Raw genomic sequence first — 23,387 nt, 5'->3', positions numbered from 1 at the left:
ACTTGGGTCCTTCGTGCTCATGCCGAGTCCCTCTGTGCGTTGAGCCAGCGCTTGAGCCGCACGCCATTCGTCACCTGTTCCAGGTCGTGTTCGATGCTGGCAAGTTCGGCCTCCAGGGCACGCGTCTGATCGATCCGGTTCTGCAGCAGCGTGTTGGCGTTGGGTGAGAGGCCGTCAGGCAGATCGAACTCGTCGGCCAGCGCGTTCTGGCGGCCGGCTCGCTCGCGCTCCAGCTCGGCCACCTGGGCCTTGAGCAGCAGGGTGAGCGAAGCCAGACGCTCGTCTGAGAGCTTGTGCACCGCCGCCGGATCGGCCAGTTCAGCGCGGCTCTGGATGTGCAGCAGCGTGACGAGGTCGCGCTTTTCATAGGCGGCATTGGCCTCGCTCATCAGCGCCGTCTTGCGCAGGCGGGCCTGCGGATCGGATTCGCGGTCGGGGTGCAGGGCGCTGGCCAGCTGGCGGAACAGGCGGCGCAGCAGCGTGTCGGCGTCATGCTGTTCGGTCTGCCGCAGCACGGCGCCGGGTTTCTTGCGCTCGCGCTTGGCCTGGGCGGCCTCGCGCTTCTTGTCCTGCTGCTCTTCCTGCGCGCGGCGCAGGCGCGCCATGCCGGCGCGAAGCAACTGCTCGGCGCTGAGGTCCTGGCCTTCATCGTCCAGCGGTTCGCCCAACACCGACTCCAGCCGCGCGCGCAGGGCGTCGGCGGCGTCCTGCCGGATCTGGGCGAGCGTGCGCGGGCTGTGGCGGTCGTGCAGTTCACGCATGCCCTCGCTGCCCGGCCCGCTGGCCTCCACCAGCTGGCGCGCGATCTGGCAGAGCAGCGCTCGCGCCACGTCGGCCTGGCCCCGGCTGAGCTCCTTGCCCTGCAGGAAACCGTCCAGCGCCAACGCGAGCTCGCGCTGGCTCTGCGCCAACCGGCGGCGCAGCGGGTCGATGGCGCCATGCAGCTCCTGGCGGTGCAGCTGGCCCAGGGCGTCGAGCTCGGCGAGCTGGCTCTTGAGCTTGTCGATGCGGGTGAGTTGCAGGTTGTAGGCGCGGGCCGCCGCGGACAGGGGCTGCGCGCTGGGCGGCAGGACGAGCAGGGAGGCGGCAGGGCGGCGTGAGGGCATGAGGGTGTCGACTATATTGCCCAGCACCATGGCCAAAGACAAAACCCAATTCACCTGCAACGAGTGCGGCGGCTCCAGCCCCAAGTGGCTGGGCAAGTGCCCGCACTGCAACGCCTGGAACACGCTGGTGGAATCGGTGGCCGAATCCACCGCGCCGTCGAAGAACCGCTTTGCCTCGCTGGCCAAGACCGCCGAGGTCACCACGCTGGCCGACATCGACGCCACCGACGTGCAGCGCACGCCCACCGGCCACGACGAACTTGACCGCGTGCTGGGCGGCGGCATCGTGGAAGGCGGCGTGGTGCTGATCGGCGGCGACCCGGGCATCGGCAAGTCGACCCTGTTGCTGCAGGCGCTGGACTCGCTGCAGCGCGCGGGCGTGAAGACGCTCTACGTCACCGGTGAAGAGAGCGGCGCGCAGGTCGCATTGCGGTCGCGCCGGCTCGGGCTCGATGGCTCGCAGGTCAGCGTGCTGGCCGAAATCCAGTTGGAGAAGATCCTGGCCACGCTGGACCATGTGCGGCCGGGCATTGCGGTGATCGATTCGATCCAGACCGTGTACTCCGAGCAGCTCACCTCGGCCCCGGGCTCGGTGGCGCAGGTGCGCGAGTGCGCGGCCCACCTCACGCGTGCGGCCAAGGCGAGCGGCACGGCGATCGTGCTGGTCGGCCACGTGACCAAGGAAGGCGCGCTGGCCGGGCCGCGCGTGCTGGAGCACATGGTCGACACGGTGCTCTATTTCGAGGGCGACACGCACAGCAGCTTCCGCCTGATCCGCGCGATCAAGAACCGCTTTGGCGCGGTCAACGAGATCGGTGTGTTCGCCATGACCGAAAAGGGCCTGAAGGGCGTGAGCAACCCGAGCGCGATCTTCCTGTCGCAACACAGCGAGCCCGTGCCGGGCAGTTGCGTGATGGTGACGCTGGAAGGCACCCGGCCCATGCTGGTGGAGATCCAGGCGCTGGTGGACAGCGGCGGGCCTTCTCCCCGGCGCCTGAGCGTTGGCCTGGACCGCGACCGCCTCGCCATGCTGCTGGCGGTGCTGCACCGCCACGCCGGCGTGGCCTGCATGGACCAGGACGTGTTCGTCAACGCCGTGGGCGGCGTGCGCATCAGCGAGCCGGCGGCCGATCTGGCCGTGATGCTGGCCATCACCTCCAGCCTGCGCGGCCGGCCGCTGCCCAAGGGTTTCATCGCCTTTGGTGAAGTGGGCCTGGCCGGTGAGGTGCGACCGGCGCCACGCGGCCAGGAACGGCTGAAGGAGGCCGCCAAGCTGGGCTTCAGCGTGGCGGTGGTGCCCAAGGCCAACCTGCCCAAGAAGAACGACAAGTCCTTCGAAGGCCTCACCGTGCACGGCGTGGACCGCATCGAAGAGGCCATGGAGCTTGCGCGCAGCCTGGCCTGAACCCGCGCGGCCTGCGTACAAACCGCAGCGGCGCGCCCGCCGCGCCGAAGGACAATCGCCCCATGCAACTCAAGAAATATCTCGTTCCCCTGGGCTGTGCGGCCCTGTTGGTGGTGGCGCACCGCGCCTCCGGCTGGCCCGGCGTGGCCGCCGTCGGCGGCGGCTTGCTGATGTGGCTGCTGCTGCACGTCACCCGGTTGATGACGGTGCTCAAACGCGCCGCCCACCGCCCGATCGGCCACGTGGACAGCGCGGTGATGCTCAACGCCAAGCTCAAACCCGGCGTCACGCTGATGCACGTGATTGCCATGACGCGCGCGCTGGGGGAGCGCCTCTCGGATGAAGGCGCCGAGCCCGAGGTGTACCGCTGGACCGACAACGGCCTGTCGACGGTGGAAGCCGAGTTCAACCACGGCAAGCTGGTGCGCTGGCAACTGATGCGGCCCGACCCCGAGGCGTCACCCCCGGCACCGGACTCGACCAGCCCGGCACCGTAAAATCGCCGGTTGGGCGGCCTTTCCTGTCGGCTGGGCGCCCCTCACGAACAATCCAAAGGACCCCCATGAGCCCCATCGTTCCCTCGATGTCCGACCGCGACGGCAAGATCTGGATGGACGGCCAGATGGTGGACTGGCGCGACGCCAAGATCCACGTGCTGACCCACACGCTGCACTACGGCTGCGGTGCTTTCGAGGGAGTGCGGGCCTACAACGCGGTGGGGGGCACGGCGATCTTCCGCCTTGAGGAACACACCGAGCGCCTGTTCAACAGCGCCAAGATCCTGCGCATGAAGCTGCCCTTCACCATGGAAGAAGCCATGGACGCCCAGAAAGCGGTGGTGCGCGAGAACAAGCTGGAGAGCTGCTACATCCGCCCGCTGACCTGGATCGGCGACAAGAAACTGGGCGTTTCACCGAAGGGCAACACCATCCACCTGATGGTGGCGGCCTGGGCCTGGGGTGCCTACCTGGGTGAAGAAGGCCTGAAGCGTGGCATCCGCGTGAAGACCAGCAGCTACACCCGCCACCACGTCAACATCACCATGACGCAGGCCAAGGCAGTGAGCAACTACACCAACAGCATCCTGGCCAACATGGAAGTCACCGACGAGGGCTACGACGAGGCCCTGCTGCTCGATGCTTCGGGCTTCGTGAGCGAAGGCGCCGGCGAGAACATCTTCGTGGTCAAGAACGGCGTGATCTACACGCCCGACCTCTCGGCCGGTGCGCTCAACGGCATCACGCGCAACACCGTGTTCCACATTGCCAAGGACCTGGGACTGGAGATCGTGCAGAAGCGCATCACGCGCGACGAGGTCTACATCGCCGACGAGGCTTTCTTCACCGGCACCGCCGCCGAAGTGACCCCCATCCGCGAACTCGACCGCATCGAGCTGGGCAAGGGCGACTACGTGGGCAGCCGTGGCCCGATCACCGAGAAGATCCAGAGCGCGTTCTTCGACATCGTGAACGGTCGCAATCCCAAGTACGCCCACTGGCTCACGAAGGTCTGACCATGAACACGCCCAAGATCACCCCGGCCATCGAGCTCAAGGCCACCGACCTGAACGCCCAGGGCGGCGTGTTCTGCCCGAACAAGCTGGCCGACATGAAGCTCTGGAACAGCCACCCCAAGGTGTACCTGGACGTGGGCCACACCGGCGAGGCCAAATGTCCTTATTGCGGCACGGTGTACCGCCTGAAGGCCGGCGAGACGGTTTCACACGGACACTGATCCGGGACGGGTATCTGCCGGAAACGGCGCTTTGGTGCAGATAATGCGTGGTTCATGGCGGCCCTCGGGTTGCCCCAAGATCGCCACCTTTAGGGAAGTTTCATGATTCTGGTCACTGGCGGCGCCGGCTTCATCGGCGGCAATTTCGTGCTCGACTGGCTGGCCCAGTCGGCCGAGCCTGTCGTCAACCTCGACAAGCTCACCTACGCGGGCAACCTGGAGAACCTGGCCAGCCTGCAGGGCGACGCGCGCCATGTGTTCGTGCAGGGCGACATAGGGGACAGTGCCCTGGTGGCCCGGCTGCTGGCCGAGCACCGGCCGCGCGCGGTGATCAACTTCGCGGCCGAGAGCCACGTCGACCGCTCCATTCACGGCGCCGAAGACTTCATCCAGACCAACATCGTCGGTACCTTCCGCCTGCTCGAAGCGGTGCGCGCGCACTGGTCGGCCCTGCCGGCGGAGGAGAAATCCGCGTTCCGCTTCCTGCACGTGAGCACCGACGAGGTCTACGGCAGCCTGGCGCCCGACGCGCCCGCTTTCACCGAAACTCACGGCTTCGAGCCCAACAGCCCCTACTCGGCCAGCAAGGCGGCCAGCGACCACCTGGTGCGCGCCTGGCACCACACCCACGGTCTGCCGGTGCTCACCACCAACTGCAGCAACAACTACGGCCCCTTCCATTTCCCCGAGAAGCTCATCCCGCTGATGATCGTCAACGCACTCGCCGGCAAACCCCTGCCGGTGTACGGCGACGGCATGCAGGTGCGCGACTGGCTCTACGTGAAAGACCACTGCAGCGCGATTCGCCGCGTGCTGGAAGGTGGTCTGGTGGGCGAGACCTACAACGTCGGTGGCTGGAACGAAAAGCCCAACCTGGACATCGTGCGCACCGTCTGTGCCCTGCTTGACGAGCTGCGCCCGCGCACCGACGGCCATCCCTACGCGAGCCAGATCAGCTACGTGAAAGACCGCCCCGGCCACGATCGCCGTTACGCCATCGACGCGCGCAAGATCGAACGCGAACTCGGCTGGAAGCCCGCCGAAACGTTTGAGAGCGGCATCCGCAAGACCGTGCAGTGGTACCTGGACCACCCCGAGTGGGTGGCGAACGTGCAGAGCGGTTCTTATCGACAATGGGTGCAGGCGCAATACGAGGCCACGATCACCGCCTGAACCACGTTGCGCTACCGCATCGTGTGGGCCACTAGACATCCGCCCAATACAGAAAAACTTCACATCCATGGACCAACACAGCCCCGCACACGCAGACGAATTCGAAGACTCCATCGATCTTTTGGATGTGCTACTGACCTTGGCTGAGAACATCAAGCTCCTGTTGCTGGGACCTTTGATTGCAGGAGCGCTGGTGTACGGTCTGACATTCCTTCTACCGCAGAAATTTCAGAGTTCCGCAGTATTGCGATCGGAAGCAGAAGTCGCCTCCTACATGACCACCGCCGCGGTTCTCGACGCGTCGCTGGCCAATCTTGGCTTTTTGAAGGATCTGTCTGAGGAAGAAGCGGAGGAAGCCCGCATTGACTTGACCAAGCGCATCACAACCCATGTAGGTCGCAACGACAAACTTGTCACCCTGAATGTAATCGCAGACTCACCGGGAGCGGCCCAAGGCATGGCCAACGAAATACTCAAAAATACCTTCGCCGGTCTCAGACCGAAAGGTGCCGAGTTGAAGCGATTGGAAACTCAAAAGGCCGCTTTGGAGCAACAGATCAGCGAACTGCAGATTACAAGCAAGACTGCGCAGAGACTCCTGGATGAGTCCTCCCCCGCTGGGAACATGGGTCTTCTGGCTGAATCCATATCCAGTCTTTCTGCAGGCGGGATCCGAATGCAAGAAACGTTGCTTATGGTAGAAAAAAAGATCGCGGGTTTGACCGCTGAGGATTTGCTGCAGTCCCCGACCTTGCCCAAAAAACCTTCGGCGCCCAAGAAGGGCCTGACCGCCATTCTCAGCGCGGTCGGGATCGGATTCCTCTTACTGGTGTTTGTTCTCGCGAAGCATTTCTGGATAACTGCCAACACGCTGGAGCCGCATCGGCACCGTCTGGATGCCCTGAAGCGCACGTACGGACTTGGTCGATGAGTCTCGTCCTGCTCTTGGGGCGAAATGGGCAGCTCGGTTGGGAGCTCCAGCGAAGTTTGGCGCCGCTGGGTGAACTGGTCGCGTTGGACCGGCGCAGCACAGGAAGTGACGGTGGTTGTGGTGATCTCAACAATCTGGAGGGTTTGCGCGAAACGGTGCTGCGGCTGCGCCCCGACGTGATCGTGAACGCCGCGGCCTACACTGCCGTGGACAAGGCCGAGAGCGAGTCTGAGCAAGCGCGCGCCACCAACGCGCTGGCGCCGGGCGCGCTGGCACAGGCCGCCAGCGAAGTGGATGCCTTGATGGTGCATTACTCCACCGACTACGTGTTTGACGGCAGCGGCACCGCGCCATGGAGCGAGGATGCAGTCACCGGTCCTTTGAGCGTGTACGGGCAGACCAAGGTGGAAGGCGAGCAGCTGATCGCTGCGGCCGGGGTGCGCCACCTGATCTTTCGCACCAGCTGGGTCTACGCCGCGCGCGGCGGCAACTTCGCCAAGACCATGCTGCGGCTGGCGCAGGAACGCGACCGCCTCACCGTGATCAACGACCAGTTCGGCGCGCCCACCGGCGCCGAATTGATCGCCGACGTGACGGCCCACGCCATTCGCCAGACCCTGGGCAACCCCGCGCATTGCGGCACTTACCACCTTGCGGCAGCAGGCGAAACCACCTGGAACAGCTACGCCCGCTTCGTGCTTGACACAGCGCTTGTCCTCAAACCAGACCTCGCGATCAAGGCCCGGGAAGTTGCACCGGTGCCCACCAGCGCCTTCCCCACAGCCGCCCGTCGACCGTTGAATTCGCGCCTGGACACGGCCCGGCTGCGAAACAACTTTGGCCTCACGCTGCCCGACTGGCAGCGCGGCGTGCGGCGTATGCTTGCCGAAATTCTTTGAGACAAGACGCATGACACAACGCAAAGGCATCATCCTGGCCGGTGGCTCCGGCACCCGCCTGCACCCGGCCACGCTGGCCATCAGCAAACAGCTGCTGCCGGTGTACGACAAGCCGATGATTTATTACCCGCTGACGACGCTGATGCTCGCCGGCATCCGCGACGTGCTCATCATCAGCACGCCACAGGACACGCCACGCTTCCAGCAACTGCTGGGCGACGGCAGCGCTTGGGGCATGAACCTGCAGTACGCCGTGCAACCCAGCCCCGACGGCTTGGCGCAGGCCTTCATCATCGGCGCCGACTTTGTGGGCAACAGTCCCAGCGCCCTGGTGCTCGGTGACAACATCTATTACGGCCACGACTTCACCACGCTGCTGGCAGACGCCGACACACAGGCCCGCGGCGCCACCGTGTTTGCGTACCACGTGAACGACCCCGAGCGCTACGGCGTGGTGGCCTTCGACGCACAAGGCAAGGCCCGCAGCATCGAAGAAAAGCCGGTCAAGCCCCAAAGCAACTACGCCGTGACCGGCCTGTATTTCTACGACCAGCAGGTGGTGGACATTGCCAAGGCGGTGAAGCCCAGCGCGCGCGGCGAACTCGAGATCACCGCCGTGAACCAGGCTTATCTTGACCTCGGCCAACTCAATGTTCAGATCATGCAGCGCGGGTATGCGTGGCTCGACACCGGCACCCACGACAGCCTGCTCGAAGCCAGCCAGTTCATCGCCACGCTGGAACACCGGCAAGGCCTGAAGATCGCGTGCCCTGAAGAGATTTCTTGGCGGCACGGCTGGATCGACAGCGCCCAACTGGAAGCACTGGCCCAACCCATGCTCAAGAACGGGTATGGCCAGTACCTTGTACATCTTCTCAAGGACCCGGTACTCCGATGAAAGTCACTCCCACCGCCATCCCCGACGTGCTGATCATCGAACCCAAGGTGTTCGGGGACGAGCGCGGGTTTTTTTTCGAAAGCTTCAACCAGAAGGCCTTCAACGAGGCCACCGGTCTGGATGTGAATTTCGTGCAGGACAACCACAGCCGCAGTGCCAAGGGCGTGCTGCGGGGGTTGCATTACCAAGTGCCGCCACATGCGCAGGGAAAGCTCGTTCGGGTGATCCGCGGAAGCGTATTTGATGTGGCGGTTGATATCCGCCAAGGATCACCACATTTGGGCCATTGGGTGGGAATGGAACTCTCTGAAGAGAATCACAAGCAACTCTGGATACCGCCAGGCTTTGCCCACGGTTTTTTGGTGCTGAGCACGTCAGCCGACTTTCTGTACAAAACCACGGACTACTACGCACCGCAACATGAGCGCTGCATCGCCTGGAACGATCCCACCATCAACGTGCACTGGCCCGAAGGCGTCATGCCACTGTTGTCGGCCAAGGATCAACTGGGGATGCCGTTTGGCAAAACCAGGCTCTGAATTTTTTCCCTTTGCACATGAATCTGAATCAGAAAACCATCGCCATCGTCGGGCTGGGCTACGTGGGCCTTCCGCTTGCGGTCGAGTTCGGAAAGCACCGCACGGTGCTGGGCTTCGACATCGATGCACACCGTGTGGACGAACTCAGGCAGGGCCGCGACCACACCCTGGAATGCACTCCGCAAGAACTGGCACTGGCCAAACACCTCAGCTTCAGTTGTGATGTCGACAACTTGCAAGGAGCTGAGGTGTTCATCGTCACCGTGCCGACGCCGGTGGACAAAGCAAACCGACCAGACATGACGCCACTGATCAAGGCGAGCGAAACAGTGGGACGCGCCCTCAAGGCTGGAGATGTGGTGATATACGAATCCACCGTTTACCCCGGCGCCACCGAAGAAGTGTGCGTGCCGGTGCTTGAACAGGTCAGCGGTTTGGTATTCAACCAGGACTTCTTTTGTGGCTACAGCCCCGAGCGCATCAACCCGGGCGACAAGGTCAACACACTCACCACCATCCGCAAGATCGTTAGCGGCAGCACTCCCGAAGTGGCTGACGGGGTGGAATCCCTGTACCAACAAATCATCAAGGCCGGCACGTGGAAAGCCAGCAGCTTGAAGGTGGCCGAAGCCGCAAAAGTGATCGAGAACAGCCAGCGAGACCTCAACATTGCGTTCGTCAACGAGCTTTCGGTCATCTTCGATCGCATCGGCATCGACACGCTGGAGGTGCTGGAAGCCGCAGGCAGCAAGTGGAACTTCCTGCCCTTCCGCCCCGGCATGGTCGGTGGCCACTGCATTGGCGTGGACCCTTACTACCTCACGCACAAAGCCGAAGAGCTGGGCTATCACCCCCAGGTGATCCTGGCCGGCCGTCGCATCAACGACAACATGGCGCGCTACGCCGCACGAAGCATCATCCGGCGCATGCTGCGCAATGGGATTGACGTGGCCCGCAGCAAGGTCGGCGTGATGGGCATCACCTTCAAGGAGAACTGCCCCGATATTCGCAACAGCAAGGTGGTGGACCTGGTGCGGGAGTTGCAGGGCTGGAACGTGAACGTGGTTGTCACCGATCCTTGGGCAGATCCGGGGGATGTTGAGCGGGAATACGGCATCAAGCTTGGACCGCTTGACAGGGAGCACCCAGTCGACAGCTTGATCGTGGCAGTGGGCCACAAAGAATTTCGCGAACTTGCACCCGAAACCTTGCGCTCGATCTGCACGCGGCACGAGCTGCCCGTCATCGGCGATCTCAAAAGCCTCTATGACCGCCACGCCCTTGCAGAACAAGGGTTCGACGTTTTCCGCTTCTGAACCATTCCATGAAAAACTTTGCCCTCATCGGTGCCGCTGGCTATATCGCTCCACGCCACATGCGCGCCATCAAGGACACGGGCCACCATCTGGCCGTGGCTTACGACAACAACGACTCGGTGGGCATCATCGACAGCATCTCGCCCCAGAGCGAGTTCTTCACGGAGTTCGAACGTTTCCTGGAATTCGCGCACCAGCTCAAACGCCAACCGCAGACCGCACTGGACTACGTGGCCGTCTGCTCCCCGAACTACCTGCACCATGCCCACATCGCAGCCGGCCTGCGCCTGGGCTGTGACGTGATCTGCGAAAAGCCACTGGTACCCACGCCAGAGCTGATAGACGAACTGGAGCTGGTGGAAAGAGAAACAGGGCGCCGTGTGTTCAACATCCTGCAATTGCGCCACCATGACGCGATCCTCAAGCTCCGTGACAAGGTGTCTGCCGCTCCAGCGGACACCAAGTTCGACGTGGAGCTCACCTACATCACCTCGCGCGGAAAGTGGTACGCCGAAAGCTGGAAGGGCGACCCGCGGAAGGCGTTCGGCGTGGCGACCAATATCGGCGTGCACTTCTTCGATATGCTGCACTTCATCTTCGGCAAGCTGCAACGCAACGTGGTGCACCACAGCGGAGAGGCCAAAGCGGCAGGTTACCTGGAGTACGAACGCGCTCGCGTGCGCTGGTTTTTGTCGATCGACGCCAATGACCTGCCCGATGACGTCAAAGGCAAAAAAACCACGTACCGCAACATCGACATCAGTGGCGAGCAGTTGGAGTTCTCGGAGGGCTTCACCGATCTGCACACCACCAGCTACCGCGAGATTCTGGCAGGAAGAGGCTACGGCCTGGACGACGCACGACACTGCATCGAAACCGTCAACGTGATTCGGAGCGCAGGTGTCGCGCCTGCCGGGCCTGATTCTCATCCCTACGTTGCAGCGCTCCAGAGATGAGCTTCACCGTCCACCCAAGTGCAATCGTCGACGAAGGCGCGGTCATCGGCGAGGGTTCGCGCGTCTGGCACTTCGTGCATGTGTGCGCCGGCGCCCGCATTGGGGCTGGGGTGTCACTGGGCCAGAACGTGTTCGTGGGCAACAAGGTCTCCATTGGTGACCGTTGCAAGGTTCAGAACAATGTGAGCGTCTACGACAACGTGACACTCGAAGAAGGGGTGTTCTGCGGGCCCAGCATGGTGTTCACCAACGTGTACAACCCGCGGGCCTTGATCGAACGCAAGAGCGAGTACCGCGACACACTGGTAAGGCGCGGGGCCACCCTAGGCGCGAACTGCACCATCGTCTGCGGCGTCACCATCGGCGAATTTGCCCTGGTGGGTGCAGGAGCCGTGGTCAACAAGGATGTGCCCGCATACGCATTGGTGGTCGGCGTTCCCGCTCGACAGCTGGGCTGGTGCAGCCAGCATGGCGAGCAACTGGACCTTCCCTTGAGTGGCAACGCCAGCGCCACTTGCCCGCACACCGGCCAGCGCTACTTGCTGATTGACGGAGTCTGTCAGCTGACCCCTTGATAGTCCCTTTCGAAACAGCCCATGGAATTCATCGACCTCAAGACCCAGTACCAGCGCCTCAAGACAGAAATTGATGCAGGTATCCAGCGCGTGCTGGACCATGGGCAATACATCCTGGGACCTGAAGTGGCCGAGCTGGAGGAGAAACTAGCTGCTTACACCGGGTCGAAGCACTGCATCACCGTGGCCAACGGAACAGACGCGCTGCAGATTGCGCAAATGGCGTTGGGCATCGGGCCGGGCGACGAGGTGATCACGCCTGGCTTCACCTACATTGCGACCGCAGAAACGGTGGCCTTGTTGAGGGCCACGCCGGTGTACGTGGACGTGGATGCGCGCACCTGCAACCTTGACCCCGCCCTGCTTGAAGCAGCCATCACGCCCCGCACCAAGGCCATCATTCCCGTGAGTCTGTACGGCCAGTGCGCGGACTACGACGCCATCAACGCCATAGCTGCCAGGCACGGCATTCCGGTGATTGAAGACGCTGCGCAAAGCTTCGGTGCCACCTACAAGGGACGCAAGAGCTGCAACCTCACCACCATCGCCTGCGCCAGCTTCTTCCCCAGCAAACCGCTGGGGTGTTATGGCGATGGGGGTGCCCTGTTCACCAACGATGACGAGCTGGCTCGTGTCATGCGACAGATCGCTCGCCATGGCCAGGACCGCCGCTATCACCACGTTCGCGTGGGCGTGAACAGCCGGCTGGACACGTTGCAGGCGGCAGTACTGTTGCCCAAGCTGGCCGTGCTGGATGCCGAGATCGCGCAACGGCAAACCGTGGCCGAACGTTATGCCCGTCTGCTGGCGCCATTTGAAGAGGTGACCACCCCGGCAGTCATTGCGCACAACCAGAGCGCTTGGGCGCAGTACACCGTCCAGGTTCAAGGCCGAGAGGCGCGACAAGCGTTGATGAAGCAACGGAACATCCCTACGACGGTGCACTACCCTTTGCCGCTCAACCAGCAACCTGCAGTGGCCGACGCGAGTGCTCGGCTGCCTGTGGGCGACCGTCTGGCAAGTCTTGTCCTGAGCCTGCCCATGAGCCCCACGCTCACCGAACAGGATCAGCAGAGCGTCGTCGAGGCGCTTTGCTCCACGGCGGGTTGAAGACTGTGGTCCCGTGAAACGTCCACCCTGGCTGGAACGCCTGACCACGCGAGGAGGTGTGCTGCGTTCGGTGGCGGTGCTCGTGGGCGGAACTGCCTTTGCACACGCCATCACGGCGCTGGCATTGCCTGTTCTCACCCGGCTCTACAGCCCGGCCGACTTCAGCGTTCTCGCCGTTCTCGCCAGCGTGTTGGCGGTCATCTCCGTGGCCGCCTGCCTGCGCCTCGACGTGGCAATCGCTCTACCCGAATCCGACCATCAAGCCTTCGATCTGCTGGTGCTGGCATTGGCCTGCGCTGCGGGTGTGTCCATGATGTGTGGCGCCGTTGTGCTGTTCGCTCCCGGGTGGTTCGCGTCCACGATCGGGCGCCCGGACATCGAATCCTACCTCTGGATGATTCCCATCGGGGTGTTGCTGGCGGGCGCCTACAGCGCCCTGCAAAACTGGTTCGTGCGCGAAAAGCAGTTCAACCTGATTGCACGAAGCAGGGTGGTGCAATCTGGCGCCAGCGCGGGCACACAGATTGGCATGTCTGGGCTGGCAAGCGCTCCCATCGGCCTGTTGGTCGGCTACCTGCTGAACACAGGCGCTGCCTGTATCGGCCTGGGCTACCAACTGGTGCGGCAACAGCGAACGCGACGCAACGGACAAGGAATAAACGTGGCCCGGCTGAAGCAGGCCTGGAAAGACCACGACCGCTTTCCCAAATACTCCACTTGGGATGCACTGTGCAACAGCGCTGCCATCCAGGTGCCTGTGATCATGATTGCGGCTCTTGCCGCAGGGCCCGAGGCTGGCTACTTGCTGCTGGCCATGTCGGTCATCCAGGCGCCCATGTCCCTGTTTGGCACAGCCATCGGGCAGGTGTATCTTTCACGAGCGCCGCAAGCCTATCGCGACGGGCAATTGGCCAGCTTCACTAAGCAAGTCCTGGGCGGACTCATCAAGGCGGGCGTCGGTCCATTGCTTCTGATGGGTGCACTCTCGCCGTTCCTATTTGGTTTCGTGTTTGGCGAGGAGTGGGAGAGGGCTGGCGTGCTGGTGGCCTGGATGACGCCATGGTTTGTGATGCAGTTTCTGGCGTCACCTATTTCGATGGCTATGTACATCACGGGAAAACAGCAAACTGTCTTTCTGCTCCAAGTTTCTGGATTGGCATTCAGAGTAATAGCGGTATGGTTAGCCTCAAAACTACCCAATGCCCCTTTGACTGAAGCCTATGCTGTCTCTGGCACTACCTTCTATGCAGTATACCTCTGGCTTATTTTGCGATCTGTTAAAGACAAGACGTCACATTGTCCAACGTTGACGCCAAACGAAGAAACACACTAATTTCAATAGCACACGTGTTCCAACCGATGCAAACACAGAACAGAGGTACCCACTCACAGGCAAAGATATGGAAGTCTTCCGAATCTAGAATCCCTCTATTTGGATGGGGCTTATTGTATGCATTTTCATTGCATTATTGCTTGACGAAATACGCAAGTATTTGGTGGTCCGAATACGGATTTTCTGATTCTGGCTTCGACCCATGGAAATGGTCTGCAGCGATTCTTTCCATCATGCTTTGGTCCTCAGTTCTTCCTAAGAGAATCAAAAATCCGTCATCATTGTTTTTGATCATAATTTACCATTTTGTTGGCATTCCTGCATTGGTTGCAATCATCAGCTTAGAAAATATATACGGGGTTGATCGAAGTGGCCTACTTCCTTCACTGACACTTGGGTTCTTTCTATCTTGCATGGTGCATAGACGACGTCCTTCAGCCGTTTCGAATCGAAAATTCTCTTCATGGTTTCCAGTTGTTCTGACCGTAAGCTGGCTTCTTTGCTCAGTTTTTTTAATCGAAAACTTCGCTGGCATTATGCAATTTGAAGGACTTGACAACATATACGCCCAACGAGAGGCCGGGAGGGCGGAAGGACTCATGCAAGGTTATGCACAAACCTATTTTGGATATGTTCTCTCTCCTGCAATATTGGCATTCGGTCTTTACCAACGGCGCCCTCTGTATACCCTTATTGGCGTAGCAGGCGCATTGATTCTCTATGCGATTACCGCCGAAAAAGCGGTGGTGATGTATCCATTGTTTATCAGTGCCATGCTTGTGCTGATGCGACGACTTGCAAGTCATTCCGTTTCCGCAATATCCATAACAGCACTGTTTACATTGCTGTTAACCATGGCCGTTACCTTCCACCATCAATCGGCTGTTGCCGAGTTTATATCATGGTACCTTGGCACCCGGACGTTACTCATGCCCGGAATTTTCGTTGTTCACTACTGGGATCAATTTTCAATCGATGGAAATACATTGTGGAGTCAACTTAGAGGCTTTAATCTAATTTTCCAAACCCCTCCTCAGTATCTCGGAGATGAAAGATGGCCCTCACTGGGGCTTATTGTTGGAGAGTTGCACTTGGGCGTGCCAGCATTCAATGTGAATGCTAGCTTTATCGCCTCTGATGGCATTGCAAGTTTCAGCGCAATAGGCATATTGCTGGCCTTTTTGGCATTTTCCATTTTTCTTGCAACATTAGACTATGTGTCCTACGGCTTCGATCCAGTCCTACTTATTCCTTTATTAGTACCTCTCAGCTTAAATTTAACGAATGGGTCATTGTTTACTGCACTAACCTCTTTCGGAGGTTTGTTCTGGATCGTTTGCTTTGTTCTTTTCACAAAGAGAAAAGTTGGTGCGAGCAACGATTTTCTTCCCATTCAAACCCAACTGAAGCCATGAACATGGACGTACTTTCCACCAACCTAGAGTCTATTAATTGTCCGTGCTGCGGCACGAATTCCAATACTCCGTGGGGCGAAGAACTCGGTTTCTCAGTGGTTCGATGCATCGAGTGTCGGCTACTTTACGTAAATCCGATTTTGAAATCCAACTGCATTGATGTAGCGGTTCGGGAGGGATTGCACTCCATTGGTGGTAATCAACTAGACGTGCGAAGCAGACGCGTACCTAGAAAGATCCGCTACTACCAGTCCAAACTGAAAGTGATGTTTTCAGATTTATGGCAGTCAGGCAAAAGAATCGATTGGGTTGATGTGGGCGCCGGCTATGGCGAAACGCTGGAGGCAGTGCGGGATTTGGCCCCACCTGGCAGCGTCCTTGTCGGTGTTGAGCCAATGAAATACAAAGCGGAAATGGCTCGAAAACAAGGTCTTGAAATCAGAAACTCGTATCTTGAACCAGGCATGTTCCAAGCAGATGTCATATCGATAGTTGACATATTCAGCCACATTCCGGATTTTCATTCTTTTCTTCAAATCGTGACAAAAAACCTCAAAACAGGGGGTGAAATCTTTCTTGAAACTGGAAATCTGGCAGATCTTGCCCTTCGCAGCGAATTTCCGAACGAGCTTGGATTACCAGACCACTTGGTATTTGCAGGTGAGCCCCAAGTGAGACGATATTTGACCGAAGCGGGATTTGATGTGATTCAGATCAAAAAGCAGCGTGTCGACGGATTCTTATCTTTTTGCAAATCTGTCGTCAAGAAGTTACTCGGGCGACCTGTAGTTTTAGGCATACCGTATGCGTCTCACTACAGACAATTATTGATCAGAGCGCGGCTGCGCTCTTGATGACGCATCAATTTCAGACATAACATCCGAATCAATTCCTCAAAAGAGCCAATGAACATATTGCACGCCTGCCTTTCTAATTACTATGTTGACCAATTCTCCTATCAAGAGAATGAGATTGTTCAGCAAAATGTGATTGATGGGCACAACGTGAAGGTCGTGGCTTCGACGGAAACCTTTGGCGAAAATCGAGAGCTGGTGTATGTGAGTCCTTCCAGTTATATCGGAGGCGATGGGGCTGAAGTCGTTAGATTAGCGTATAGTCGCCTTCTTCCTCATTCCATCATGCGCAAGCTGCGCATTCACCCTGGGTTCATGAAACAGCTTCAAGCTTTCCAGCCAGAGGTCATCCTTTTTCATGGAACTTGTGGCTGGGAGCTCAATACAGTTGTCAAATACAAAAAGCAAAATCCAAGCATTAAATTATATGTTGACAGTCATGAGGACTTCAACAACAGTGCACGCACATGGATTTCAAAGTGGATGCTCCACTTTTTATACTACCGCACCATATTGCGGTGCAATTTGAAATGGATTGACCGGATTTTGTGTATCAACGTATCAGCCATGGATTTCCTCAGAGACTTCTACGGAGTTCCATCATCTCAATTAGAATTTTTTCCACTGGGAGGGAAAATTCTGGAAGATGCCGAGTACCTTGATCGTCGCAACTCAACCCGAAAAATTTATGGAGTCGAGGCGGAAGAGATCCTCTTTGTCCAGTCTGGGAAAATGGACAGCAGCAAGAAGCTCCTCGAATCGCTGCGTGCCTTTTCCAGCATCAATAACCCTCGTTTTCGATTCATCGCAGTTGGGCACATTCACGATGACATAGCTTCAGAAGCAGCGGCATTGATCAGCAGAGATCCGCGCATAGTCTTCGATGGATGGAAGTCGTCAGAAGAGTTGAGAGACCTACTTTGTGCCGCTGATGTGTACGTGCAACCAGGAACTCAATCGGCCACCATGCAGATGAGCCTTTGTTGCCGCTGTGCAGTCATGCTTGATGATGTACCCAGCCATCACCCATTTCTGGAAGGCAACGGTTGGCTGATTGGAGCCAGCTGTTCAATGGAGCAGGCCTTTGAAGAGGCCGGCAATCAGCCAGGAGGGCTTCATAACATGGGCGGGAAGTCTCACGCCATCGCCTCCCGCCTCCTGGACTACCGTTCGCTGGCCGCAAGGTTGTATCGGTAAACTCCTGCCCTTCGCCTCTACAACGACAGTCAGCTCACATGACCTCTGCCAGTACCCGCCCGTATCAAATATGCCGCCAATGCGCCATGGATACGAGCGACCCACACATTGCATTCGATGACGATGGCGTCTGTGAGTACTGCAACAACTTCAAGACAGAAATCCTGCCGAACTGGCACACGGGCGAACGCGGAGAAAAGGAGCTCGCGGCGCTGGCCGACAAGATTCGGGCACAAGGCCAGGGCAAAGACTTCGACTGCATCATCGGTCTGAGCGGCGGACTAGACAGTTCTTACGCCACCTATGTGGCCAAGGAAAAGATGGGGCTGCGGCCCTTGCTTTTCCATGTAGACGCTGGTTGGAACACCGACCAGGCCGTGGGCAACATCGAGAAGCTGGTGGACGGGCTGGGGCTCGACCTCTACACGGAAGTCATCAATTGGCAAGAGATGAAAGACTTGCAAGTGGCTTTTCTCCGGGCCGGGATCGCTGACCAGGATCTGCCTCAAGATGGCGCGTTCTTTTCGGCGTTGTACAAGTTCGCCAGAAAGCACCGCATCAAGTATGTGTTGACTGGCTCCAATTTCTCCACGGAATGCTGCCGCGAACCAGAAGAATGGGGCGGCTACCCGGGTATCGACACCGTGCTTTTCAAGGATATTCACCGCCGCTTCGGCCAGCGTGAATTGAAGACCTTCCCGCTGGTGGACATCCTGATCTACAAGTTGCTCTACCAGAAGGTGCTGGGCATGGAGGTGGTCAAGCCCTTGAACCTCGTGCCCTACATCAAGAAGGATGCTGAAGCCGAGCTGGAGCGCAAGTTCGGCTGGCAGCGTTTTCAGCACAAGCACCACGAGTCTCGCTTCACGCGCTTCTACGAAGACTACTGGATGCCGCGCAAGTTCGGATACCACAAGCGCCGGGCGCACTTCTCCAGCCTCATCCTCACGGGTCAGATGACGCGCGAGGCGGCGCTGGAGCGGTTGTCGCGGCCCGAGATGGACGAACACTTCCTGAAACAGGAGTTCGAGTACGTGGCCCATAAACTCGGGCTTTCCGTAGACGAGCTCCAAGCCATCTTCGATGGCGAAAACAAGACTTACCGCGACTACAAAAACAAGCGTTGGGCCATCGGCATCGGCGCGAGCGCGATGCGGATGCTGGGATTGGAAAGAAGGTTGTTCCGGTGATCCACATCGTTGACTACGGCGTAGGAAATGTTCAGGCATTTGTCAACATGTACAAGCGCTTGGGCATAAATGCCACCCGGGCGGCCAGCGCCAACGATTTGCTGTCAGCCAAGAAGGTGATCCTGCCCGGTGTGGGAGCGTTCGATCACGCCATGGAACTGCTCAACGCATCCGGCATGCGCGAGCCGCTGGACCGCTTGGTGCTTGAGCAGGGCGTGCCGGTACTCGGGATTTGTGTCGGCATGCAGATGCTGGCCGAAGGCAGCGACGAAGGATCGGAGACCGGCCTGGGGTGGGTGAAGGGACACGTGCGCAGCTTTGCCAGCCACGCCGCCTCTGCGGTTTTGCCCATGCCTCACATGGGTTGGAACGACGTCACCCCAGTTGCAAGCGCACCCAATGCGCTCTTCAAAGGGTTGGGGAACGATGCTCGCTTTTATTTTCTGCATTCCTACTATTTCGAGGCAGCAGAAGCTGCCGACGCCGTGGCGATGACCGACTATGGGTTCGAGTTTGCCTGTGCCGTTCAGCGCGGTCATGTCGCCGGCGTGCAATTCCATCCCGAGAAGAGTCACCACTGGGGCGCGGCGCTTCTCAAGAATTTCGCGGAACTCTGACATGCTGCGCCCACGCATCACGCCCTGTCTGTTGGTCCACCAGGGTGGTCTGGTAAAAACCGTTGAGTTCCGCGACGCCAAGTACGTTGGAGACCCGATCAACGCAGTCAAGATCTTCAACGAAAAAGAAGCCGACGAATTGGTGGTGCTCGACATTGACGCCACTGTGAACGGCGCTGAGCCGGACTACGGCATGATCGCCCACCTGGCTGCTGAATGCCGCATGCCGCTGTGCTACGGGGGTGGCGTGCGGACACCGGAACAGGCGCGCAAGATCATCGGGCTGGGTGTCGAAAAAGTGGCCGTGAGCGCTGCGGCGGTGGAAGACGCCACACTGCTTACCCGCATGGCCGAGGCGGTCGGCAGACAAAGCGTGGTTGCGGTGCTCGACGTGCGAAAGAAGTCCGGCCTGTTCGCCAAAGGCTACGAAGTGGTCACGCGCAACGCCACTCAAGTGCACAAGCAAGACCCGTTCGAACTGGCACGACAGCTCCAGGCTGCGGGCGCTGGCGAGATCGTGATCAACTCGGTGGACCGCGATGGCCAGATGAAGGGTTACGACCTTTCACTCGCCGTGAAAATGCGCCAGACCTTGCAGGTTCCCCTGACCTTTCTGGGCGGCGCGGGTTCGCACCAGGATATCGAGGCCTTGTTTCAGGCCTGCGGCGTGGTGGGCGCCTCGGCAGGCAGCCTCTTTGTTTTCAAAGGTCCGTACCGAGCAGTTCTGATCAACTATCCCCATCCTGCCCAGCGTGAAGGCATTTATCACGCTGGCTTGGCGACACACTCAACCAAGTGACGGCCCTCCGATGTTCAAAGACAAAACGCTACTGATCACGGGCGGCACCGGCAGCTTTGGCAATGCCGTGCTGCGTCGGTTCCTAAACTCCGATCTGCGAGAGATCCGTGTTTTCAGCCGTGACGAGAAAAAGCAAGACGACATGCGCAAGCATTTCAGTCATCCCAAGCTGAAGTTCTACATCGGCGACGTACGCGATAGACGCAGTGTGGCTTCAGCCATGCGCGGGGTCGACTATGTGTTCCATGCGGCTGCTCTCAAGCAGGTGCCATCGTGCGAGTTTCATCCCATGGAAGCAGTTCGCACCAACGTGATGGGTACGGAAAACGTGCTTGAAGCGGCCATAGCGGCCGGTGTTCGTCGCGTGGTTTGCCTGAGCACCGACAAGGCGGTATATCCCATCAATGCGATGGGCATCAGCAAAGCGATGATGGAGAAAGTGATGGTGGCCGCCAGTCGTAACCTGGAGGGCACGGGCACGGTGATTTGCGGTACCCGCTATGGCAACGTGATGGCGTCTCGCGGTTCGGTCATCCCGCTGTTCATCGACCAGGTGCGAACCGGCAAACCCATCACAGTGACCGATCCGGCCATGACGCGCTTCATGATGACACTCGCGGATGCGGTGGACCTCGTGATGTACGCCTTCGAGCACGGCAACAACGGCGACATCTTTGTACAGAAAGCTCCTGCAGCCACGGTCGAAGTTCTGACGCAAGCGCTGCTTCGACTCATGGGGAGACCCGACCACCCGGTTCGCGTGATGGGCAGTCGACACGGCGAAAAACTTTACGAGGCCTTGCTCAGTCGTGAAGAAATGGCTTGCGCAGAAGATCTTGGCGACTATTTCCGGGTCCCGCCGGACGGGCGCGACCTCGACTACGCCAAGTACGTGGACGAAGGCGAAGAGCGTTTGACCCGGGCGCTCCATGCCGACGAATACCACTCGCATAACACCACGCGCCTCGATGTTGAAGGTATGAAAGCACTCTTGCTGAAGCTTGACTTCATGCAGCGCATTTCGCGCGGCGACGTCGCCGTGGCTGAGGAGTGACTTCATGAAGGTGTTGATCACGGGAGCACAAGGCTTCATCGGAAAAAATCTTTCCCTGCACCTGACCGAGCGCAAGGATGTGGAGGTAGTGGCATTCACGCGCGATCAGCAAACAACGGACTTGCCGCGCTTGCTAGCCGGCGTGGATGTTGTGTTTCATCTCGCTGGCATCAACCGCCCGCAAGATCCTCAGGAATTCATCAGTGGCAACGCCGACCTGACTCACGCACTGTGCAGATCCATCTCGGAGAACTCGAACGCTGAATCGATTCAGGTGATCTACACCTCGTCCACCCAGGCTGCAAATGACAACCCCTATGGCCGCAGCAAGCTGGCCGCGGAGAACGCGCTGTTCGAGTTGCAGCGCCAGCACGGCACGCCAGTGCATGTTTTCCGCCTGCCCAACGTGTTCGGCAAATGGTGTCGCCCCAACTACAACTCAGCAGTGGCGACTTTCTGCCACAACATCGCTCGCGAGTTGCCGATTCAGATCAACGATCCGGCCGCTCCCCTGACGTTGGTTTATGTCGACGATGTCATCGCTCGCTTCATGCAGTTGATGGATGGCGCGGCCCCCGCGGTGGATGCTCGTGGGTTTGCCACGCTCACTCCGCAATACCTCACCACCGTTGGCGAGGTGGCCAGCAAAATAGCGGCCTTCAAGGCCAGTCGAGTCAGCTTGGTCACGGATCGCGTGGGCACTGGGCTGACCCGAGCATTGCACTCAACCTACGTGAGCCACTTGCCTCCCGAGGCGTTTTCCTACATCGTGCCTCGGCATGCGGATCCGCGCGGCGTTTTTGTCGAGATGCTCAAGACACCGGATTGCGGTCAGTTCTCCTACTTCACGGCGTTGCCGGGCGTGACGCGGGGTGGTCACTACCACCACAGCAAAACCGAAAAGTTTCTGGTGATCGAAGGCCAAGCGCGCTTTCGCTTCCGGCACATGCTCACAGGCGCAACCCACGAATTGCAAACCAGCGCCGACGTGCCGCAAGTCGTTGAGACTGTGCCGGGCTGGACGCATGACGTCACCAACACGGGGGAGAAGGACATGGTGGTGATGCTCTGGGCCAACGAAATCTTCGACCGCGAGCACCCGGACACGTTTGCGTCACCGGTATGAATGGAACCGTCATGAAAAAACTCAAGGTGATGACGGTCGTCGGCACGAGGCCGGAGATCATTCGCCTCTCGCGCGTTTTGGCGAGGCTGGACGACTACTGTGATCACGTGCTGGTGCACACAGGGCAGAACTACGACTACGAACTGAACCAGATCTTCTTTGACGATCTGGGCATTCGCAAACCAGACCACTTTCTTGATGCGGCAGGCGGTAGTGCAGCGGAAACCATCGGCACCATCATTGCGAAGACTGACACGGTCATTGCAGCGGAGGCGCCTGACGCAATGCTGGTCCTGGGCGACACCAACAGCTGTCTGTCGGTCATCTCTGCCAAGCGCCGCAAAGTGCCCATCTTCCACATGGAGGCCGGCAATCGTTGCTTCGACATGCGGGTTCCCGAAGAGATCAACCGCCGAATCGTCGACCATACGGCGGACATCAACCTCACCTACAGCAGCATTGCGCGTGAATATCTGCTTCGCGAAGGCTTGCCGCCCGACATGGTCATCAAAACCGGAAGTCCGATGGCCGAGGTGTTGGAGCACTACAAGCAACGCATTGACGCGTCGACCGTTTTGACCAAGTTGGGTTTGGAGCAGGAAGGCTATTTCCTGGTGAGCGCTCACCGGGAGGAAAACGTGGATTCAGACGCGCAGTTCGCCAAGTTGGTGGAGGTGCTCAACCAAGTGGCCCAGCATTACGGTCAGCCAGTGATCGTATCCACCCATCCCCGCACGCAAAAGCGGGTGGACAGTCGGGGCGCAACATTCCATCCACTGGTCAAACTTCTCAAACCCTTGGGCTTCACCGACTACAACCAACTGCAGATTCATGCTCGTGCGGTGTTATCGGACAGTGGAACGATCAACGAGGAGTCCTCCATTCTGAACTTTCCGGCACTCAACTTGCGCGAAGCGCACGAGCGCCCCGAAGGGATGGAAGAGGCGGCCGTGATGATGGTTGGTCTGGATTCGCTGCGGGTCATGCAGGGGCTGGCTATCCTGAAGGATCAACCGCGGGGGAAGCAGCGACTGCTGCGCCAAGTTGCGGACTACAGCATGCCTAATGTCTCTGACAAGGTCGTGCGCATCATTCACAGTTACACGGACTACATCAACCGCGTGGTCTGGAAAAAGTAGTCACGGGCATTCTTTGCACAT

At 59.2% G+C, this 23,387-nt stretch carries 24 protein-coding genes; 23 read left to right on the top strand and 1 reads right to left on the bottom strand.

Going from position 1 to position 23,387, the window contains the following annotated elements; all coding sequences use genetic code 11:
* Positions 1 to 17: 17 nt before the first annotated feature.
* Entirely contained in the window at positions 18 to 1,106 is a 1,089-nt protein-coding gene (locus tag V6M63_RS13440; protein WP_332742558.1) for a hypothetical protein, read from the bottom strand.
* A gap of 28 nt (positions 1,107 to 1,134) precedes the next feature.
* Between V6M63_RS13440 and radA the strand changes: the two genes are divergently transcribed.
* The 23 genes from radA to wecB all read left to right on the top strand — a co-directional run bounded on the left by radA (position 1,135) and on the right by wecB (position 23,366).
* Positions 1,135 to 2,511: a DNA repair protein RadA gene (gene radA / locus V6M63_RS13435; RefSeq protein ID WP_332742557.1), complete on the top strand. Its 1,377-nt coding sequence runs from the start codon at positions 1,135 to 1,137 to the stop codon at positions 2,509 to 2,511.
* A 62-nt stretch (positions 2,512 to 2,573) separates the two neighbouring features.
* Complete coding sequence (locus tag V6M63_RS13430) at positions 2,574 to 3,008, top strand: glycerate kinase (protein ID WP_332742556.1); 435 nt, start codon at positions 2,574 to 2,576, stop codon at positions 3,006 to 3,008.
* 65 nt (positions 3,009 to 3,073) lie between these two features.
* The gene (locus V6M63_RS13425; protein ID WP_332742554.1) at positions 3,074 to 4,024 is read left to right on the top strand and encodes a branched-chain amino acid transaminase; all 951 of its coding nucleotides are present in this window, start codon (positions 3,074 to 3,076) and stop codon (positions 4,022 to 4,024) included.
* A gap of 2 nt (positions 4,025 to 4,026) precedes the next feature.
* Positions 4,027 to 4,245, top strand: coding sequence for a zinc-finger domain-containing protein (locus tag V6M63_RS13420; protein WP_332742552.1), 219 nt, complete (start codon positions 4,027 to 4,029; stop codon positions 4,243 to 4,245).
* A 102-nt stretch (positions 4,246 to 4,347) separates the two neighbouring features.
* Entirely contained in the window at positions 4,348 to 5,418 is a 1,071-nt protein-coding gene (rfbB, locus tag V6M63_RS13415; RefSeq protein ID WP_332742550.1) for a dTDP-glucose 4,6-dehydratase, read from the top strand.
* 67 nt (positions 5,419 to 5,485) lie between these two features.
* Positions 5,486 to 6,349, top strand: coding sequence for a hypothetical protein (locus V6M63_RS13410; RefSeq protein ID WP_332742548.1), 864 nt, complete (start codon positions 5,486 to 5,488; stop codon positions 6,347 to 6,349).
* Complete coding sequence (gene rfbD / locus V6M63_RS13405) at positions 6,346 to 7,248, top strand: dTDP-4-dehydrorhamnose reductase (protein WP_332742546.1); 903 nt, start codon at positions 6,346 to 6,348, stop codon at positions 7,246 to 7,248. The genes V6M63_RS13410 and rfbD overlap by 4 nt, the downstream gene beginning before the upstream one ends.
* A 10-nt stretch (positions 7,249 to 7,258) precedes the next feature.
* Complete coding sequence (gene rfbA, locus V6M63_RS13400) at positions 7,259 to 8,146, top strand: glucose-1-phosphate thymidylyltransferase RfbA (RefSeq protein WP_332742544.1); 888 nt, start codon at positions 7,259 to 7,261, stop codon at positions 8,144 to 8,146.
* Positions 8,143 to 8,685 carry a dTDP-4-dehydrorhamnose 3,5-epimerase gene (gene rfbC, locus V6M63_RS13395; RefSeq protein ID WP_332742542.1) on the top strand — a complete coding sequence of 181 codons (543 nt, stop codon included), beginning with the start codon at positions 8,143 to 8,145 and terminating at the stop codon, positions 8,683 to 8,685. Before rfbA ends, rfbC begins: the two co-directional genes overlap by 4 nt.
* A gap of 17 nt (positions 8,686 to 8,702) precedes the next feature.
* Positions 8,703 to 10,001, top strand: a complete 1,299-nt coding sequence (locus V6M63_RS13390; protein WP_332742540.1) for a nucleotide sugar dehydrogenase — start codon at positions 8,703 to 8,705, stop codon at positions 9,999 to 10,001.
* An 8-nt stretch (positions 10,002 to 10,009) separates the two neighbouring features.
* Complete coding sequence (locus tag V6M63_RS13385) at positions 10,010 to 10,957, top strand: Gfo/Idh/MocA family protein (protein WP_332742538.1); 948 nt, start codon at positions 10,010 to 10,012, stop codon at positions 10,955 to 10,957.
* On the top strand, positions 10,954 to 11,532 hold the full coding sequence (locus V6M63_RS13380) for an acyltransferase (RefSeq protein WP_332742536.1): 579 nt from the start codon (positions 10,954 to 10,956) through the stop codon (positions 11,530 to 11,532). The genes V6M63_RS13385 and V6M63_RS13380 overlap by 4 nt, the downstream gene beginning before the upstream one ends.
* Before the next feature lie 21 nt (positions 11,533 to 11,553).
* Positions 11,554 to 12,642, top strand: coding sequence for a DegT/DnrJ/EryC1/StrS family aminotransferase (locus tag V6M63_RS13375; RefSeq protein WP_332742534.1), 1,089 nt, complete (start codon positions 11,554 to 11,556; stop codon positions 12,640 to 12,642).
* A 13-nt stretch (positions 12,643 to 12,655) separates the two neighbouring features.
* Complete coding sequence (locus tag V6M63_RS13370; protein ID WP_332742532.1) at positions 12,656 to 13,975, top strand: lipopolysaccharide biosynthesis protein; 1,320 nt, start codon at positions 12,656 to 12,658, stop codon at positions 13,973 to 13,975.
* A 140-nt stretch (positions 13,976 to 14,115) separates the two neighbouring features.
* Positions 14,116 to 15,390 carry a hypothetical protein gene (locus V6M63_RS13365; RefSeq protein ID WP_332742530.1) on the top strand — a complete coding sequence of 425 codons (1,275 nt, stop codon included), beginning with the start codon at positions 14,116 to 14,118 and terminating at the stop codon, positions 15,388 to 15,390.
* A complete protein-coding gene (locus V6M63_RS13360) occupies positions 15,387 to 16,244 on the top strand; it encodes a class I SAM-dependent methyltransferase (RefSeq protein WP_332742528.1) in 858 nt (285 codons plus the stop codon). Before V6M63_RS13365 ends, V6M63_RS13360 begins: the two co-directional genes overlap by 4 nt.
* Before the next feature lie 51 nt (positions 16,245 to 16,295).
* The gene (locus tag V6M63_RS13355) at positions 16,296 to 17,441 is read left to right on the top strand and encodes a glycosyl transferase family 1 (RefSeq protein ID WP_332742526.1); all 1,146 of its coding nucleotides are present in this window, start codon (positions 16,296 to 16,298) and stop codon (positions 17,439 to 17,441) included.
* A gap of 38 nt (positions 17,442 to 17,479) precedes the next feature.
* Positions 17,480 to 18,631, top strand: coding sequence for an N-acetyl sugar amidotransferase (locus tag V6M63_RS13350; protein WP_332742524.1), 1,152 nt, complete (start codon positions 17,480 to 17,482; stop codon positions 18,629 to 18,631).
* Complete coding sequence (gene hisH, locus V6M63_RS13345; protein ID WP_332742522.1) at positions 18,628 to 19,248, top strand: imidazole glycerol phosphate synthase subunit HisH; 621 nt, start codon at positions 18,628 to 18,630, stop codon at positions 19,246 to 19,248. Before V6M63_RS13350 ends, hisH begins: the two co-directional genes overlap by 4 nt.
* Positions 19,169 to 20,047: an AglZ/HisF2 family acetamidino modification protein gene (locus V6M63_RS13340; protein ID WP_332742520.1), complete on the top strand. Its 879-nt coding sequence runs from the start codon at positions 19,169 to 19,171 to the stop codon at positions 20,045 to 20,047. Before hisH ends, V6M63_RS13340 begins: the two co-directional genes overlap by 80 nt.
* Before the next feature lie 10 nt (positions 20,048 to 20,057).
* A complete protein-coding gene (locus tag V6M63_RS13335; protein WP_332742518.1) occupies positions 20,058 to 21,101 on the top strand; it encodes a polysaccharide biosynthesis protein in 1,044 nt (347 codons plus the stop codon).
* A 4-nt stretch (positions 21,102 to 21,105) separates the two neighbouring features.
* Entirely contained in the window at positions 21,106 to 22,227 is a 1,122-nt protein-coding gene (gene wbjC / locus V6M63_RS13330; protein ID WP_332742516.1) for a UDP-2-acetamido-2,6-beta-L-arabino-hexul-4-ose reductase, read from the top strand.
* Between the two features lie 11 nt (positions 22,228 to 22,238).
* Positions 22,239 to 23,366 (top strand): non-hydrolyzing UDP-N-acetylglucosamine 2-epimerase, encoded by a 1,128-nt coding sequence (wecB, locus tag V6M63_RS13325; RefSeq protein WP_332742514.1) that lies wholly within the window; start codon positions 22,239 to 22,241, stop codon positions 23,364 to 23,366.
* Positions 23,367 to 23,387: the final 21 nt, after the last annotated feature.

Source organism: Hydrogenophaga sp. (genome assembly GCF_036675665.1).
Taxonomy (GTDB): Bacteria; Pseudomonadota; Gammaproteobacteria; order Burkholderiales; family Burkholderiaceae_C; genus Hydrogenophaga.
Note: the sequence above shows the minus strand (reverse complement) of the source record. Positions and strands in the feature narration are given on the sequence as shown.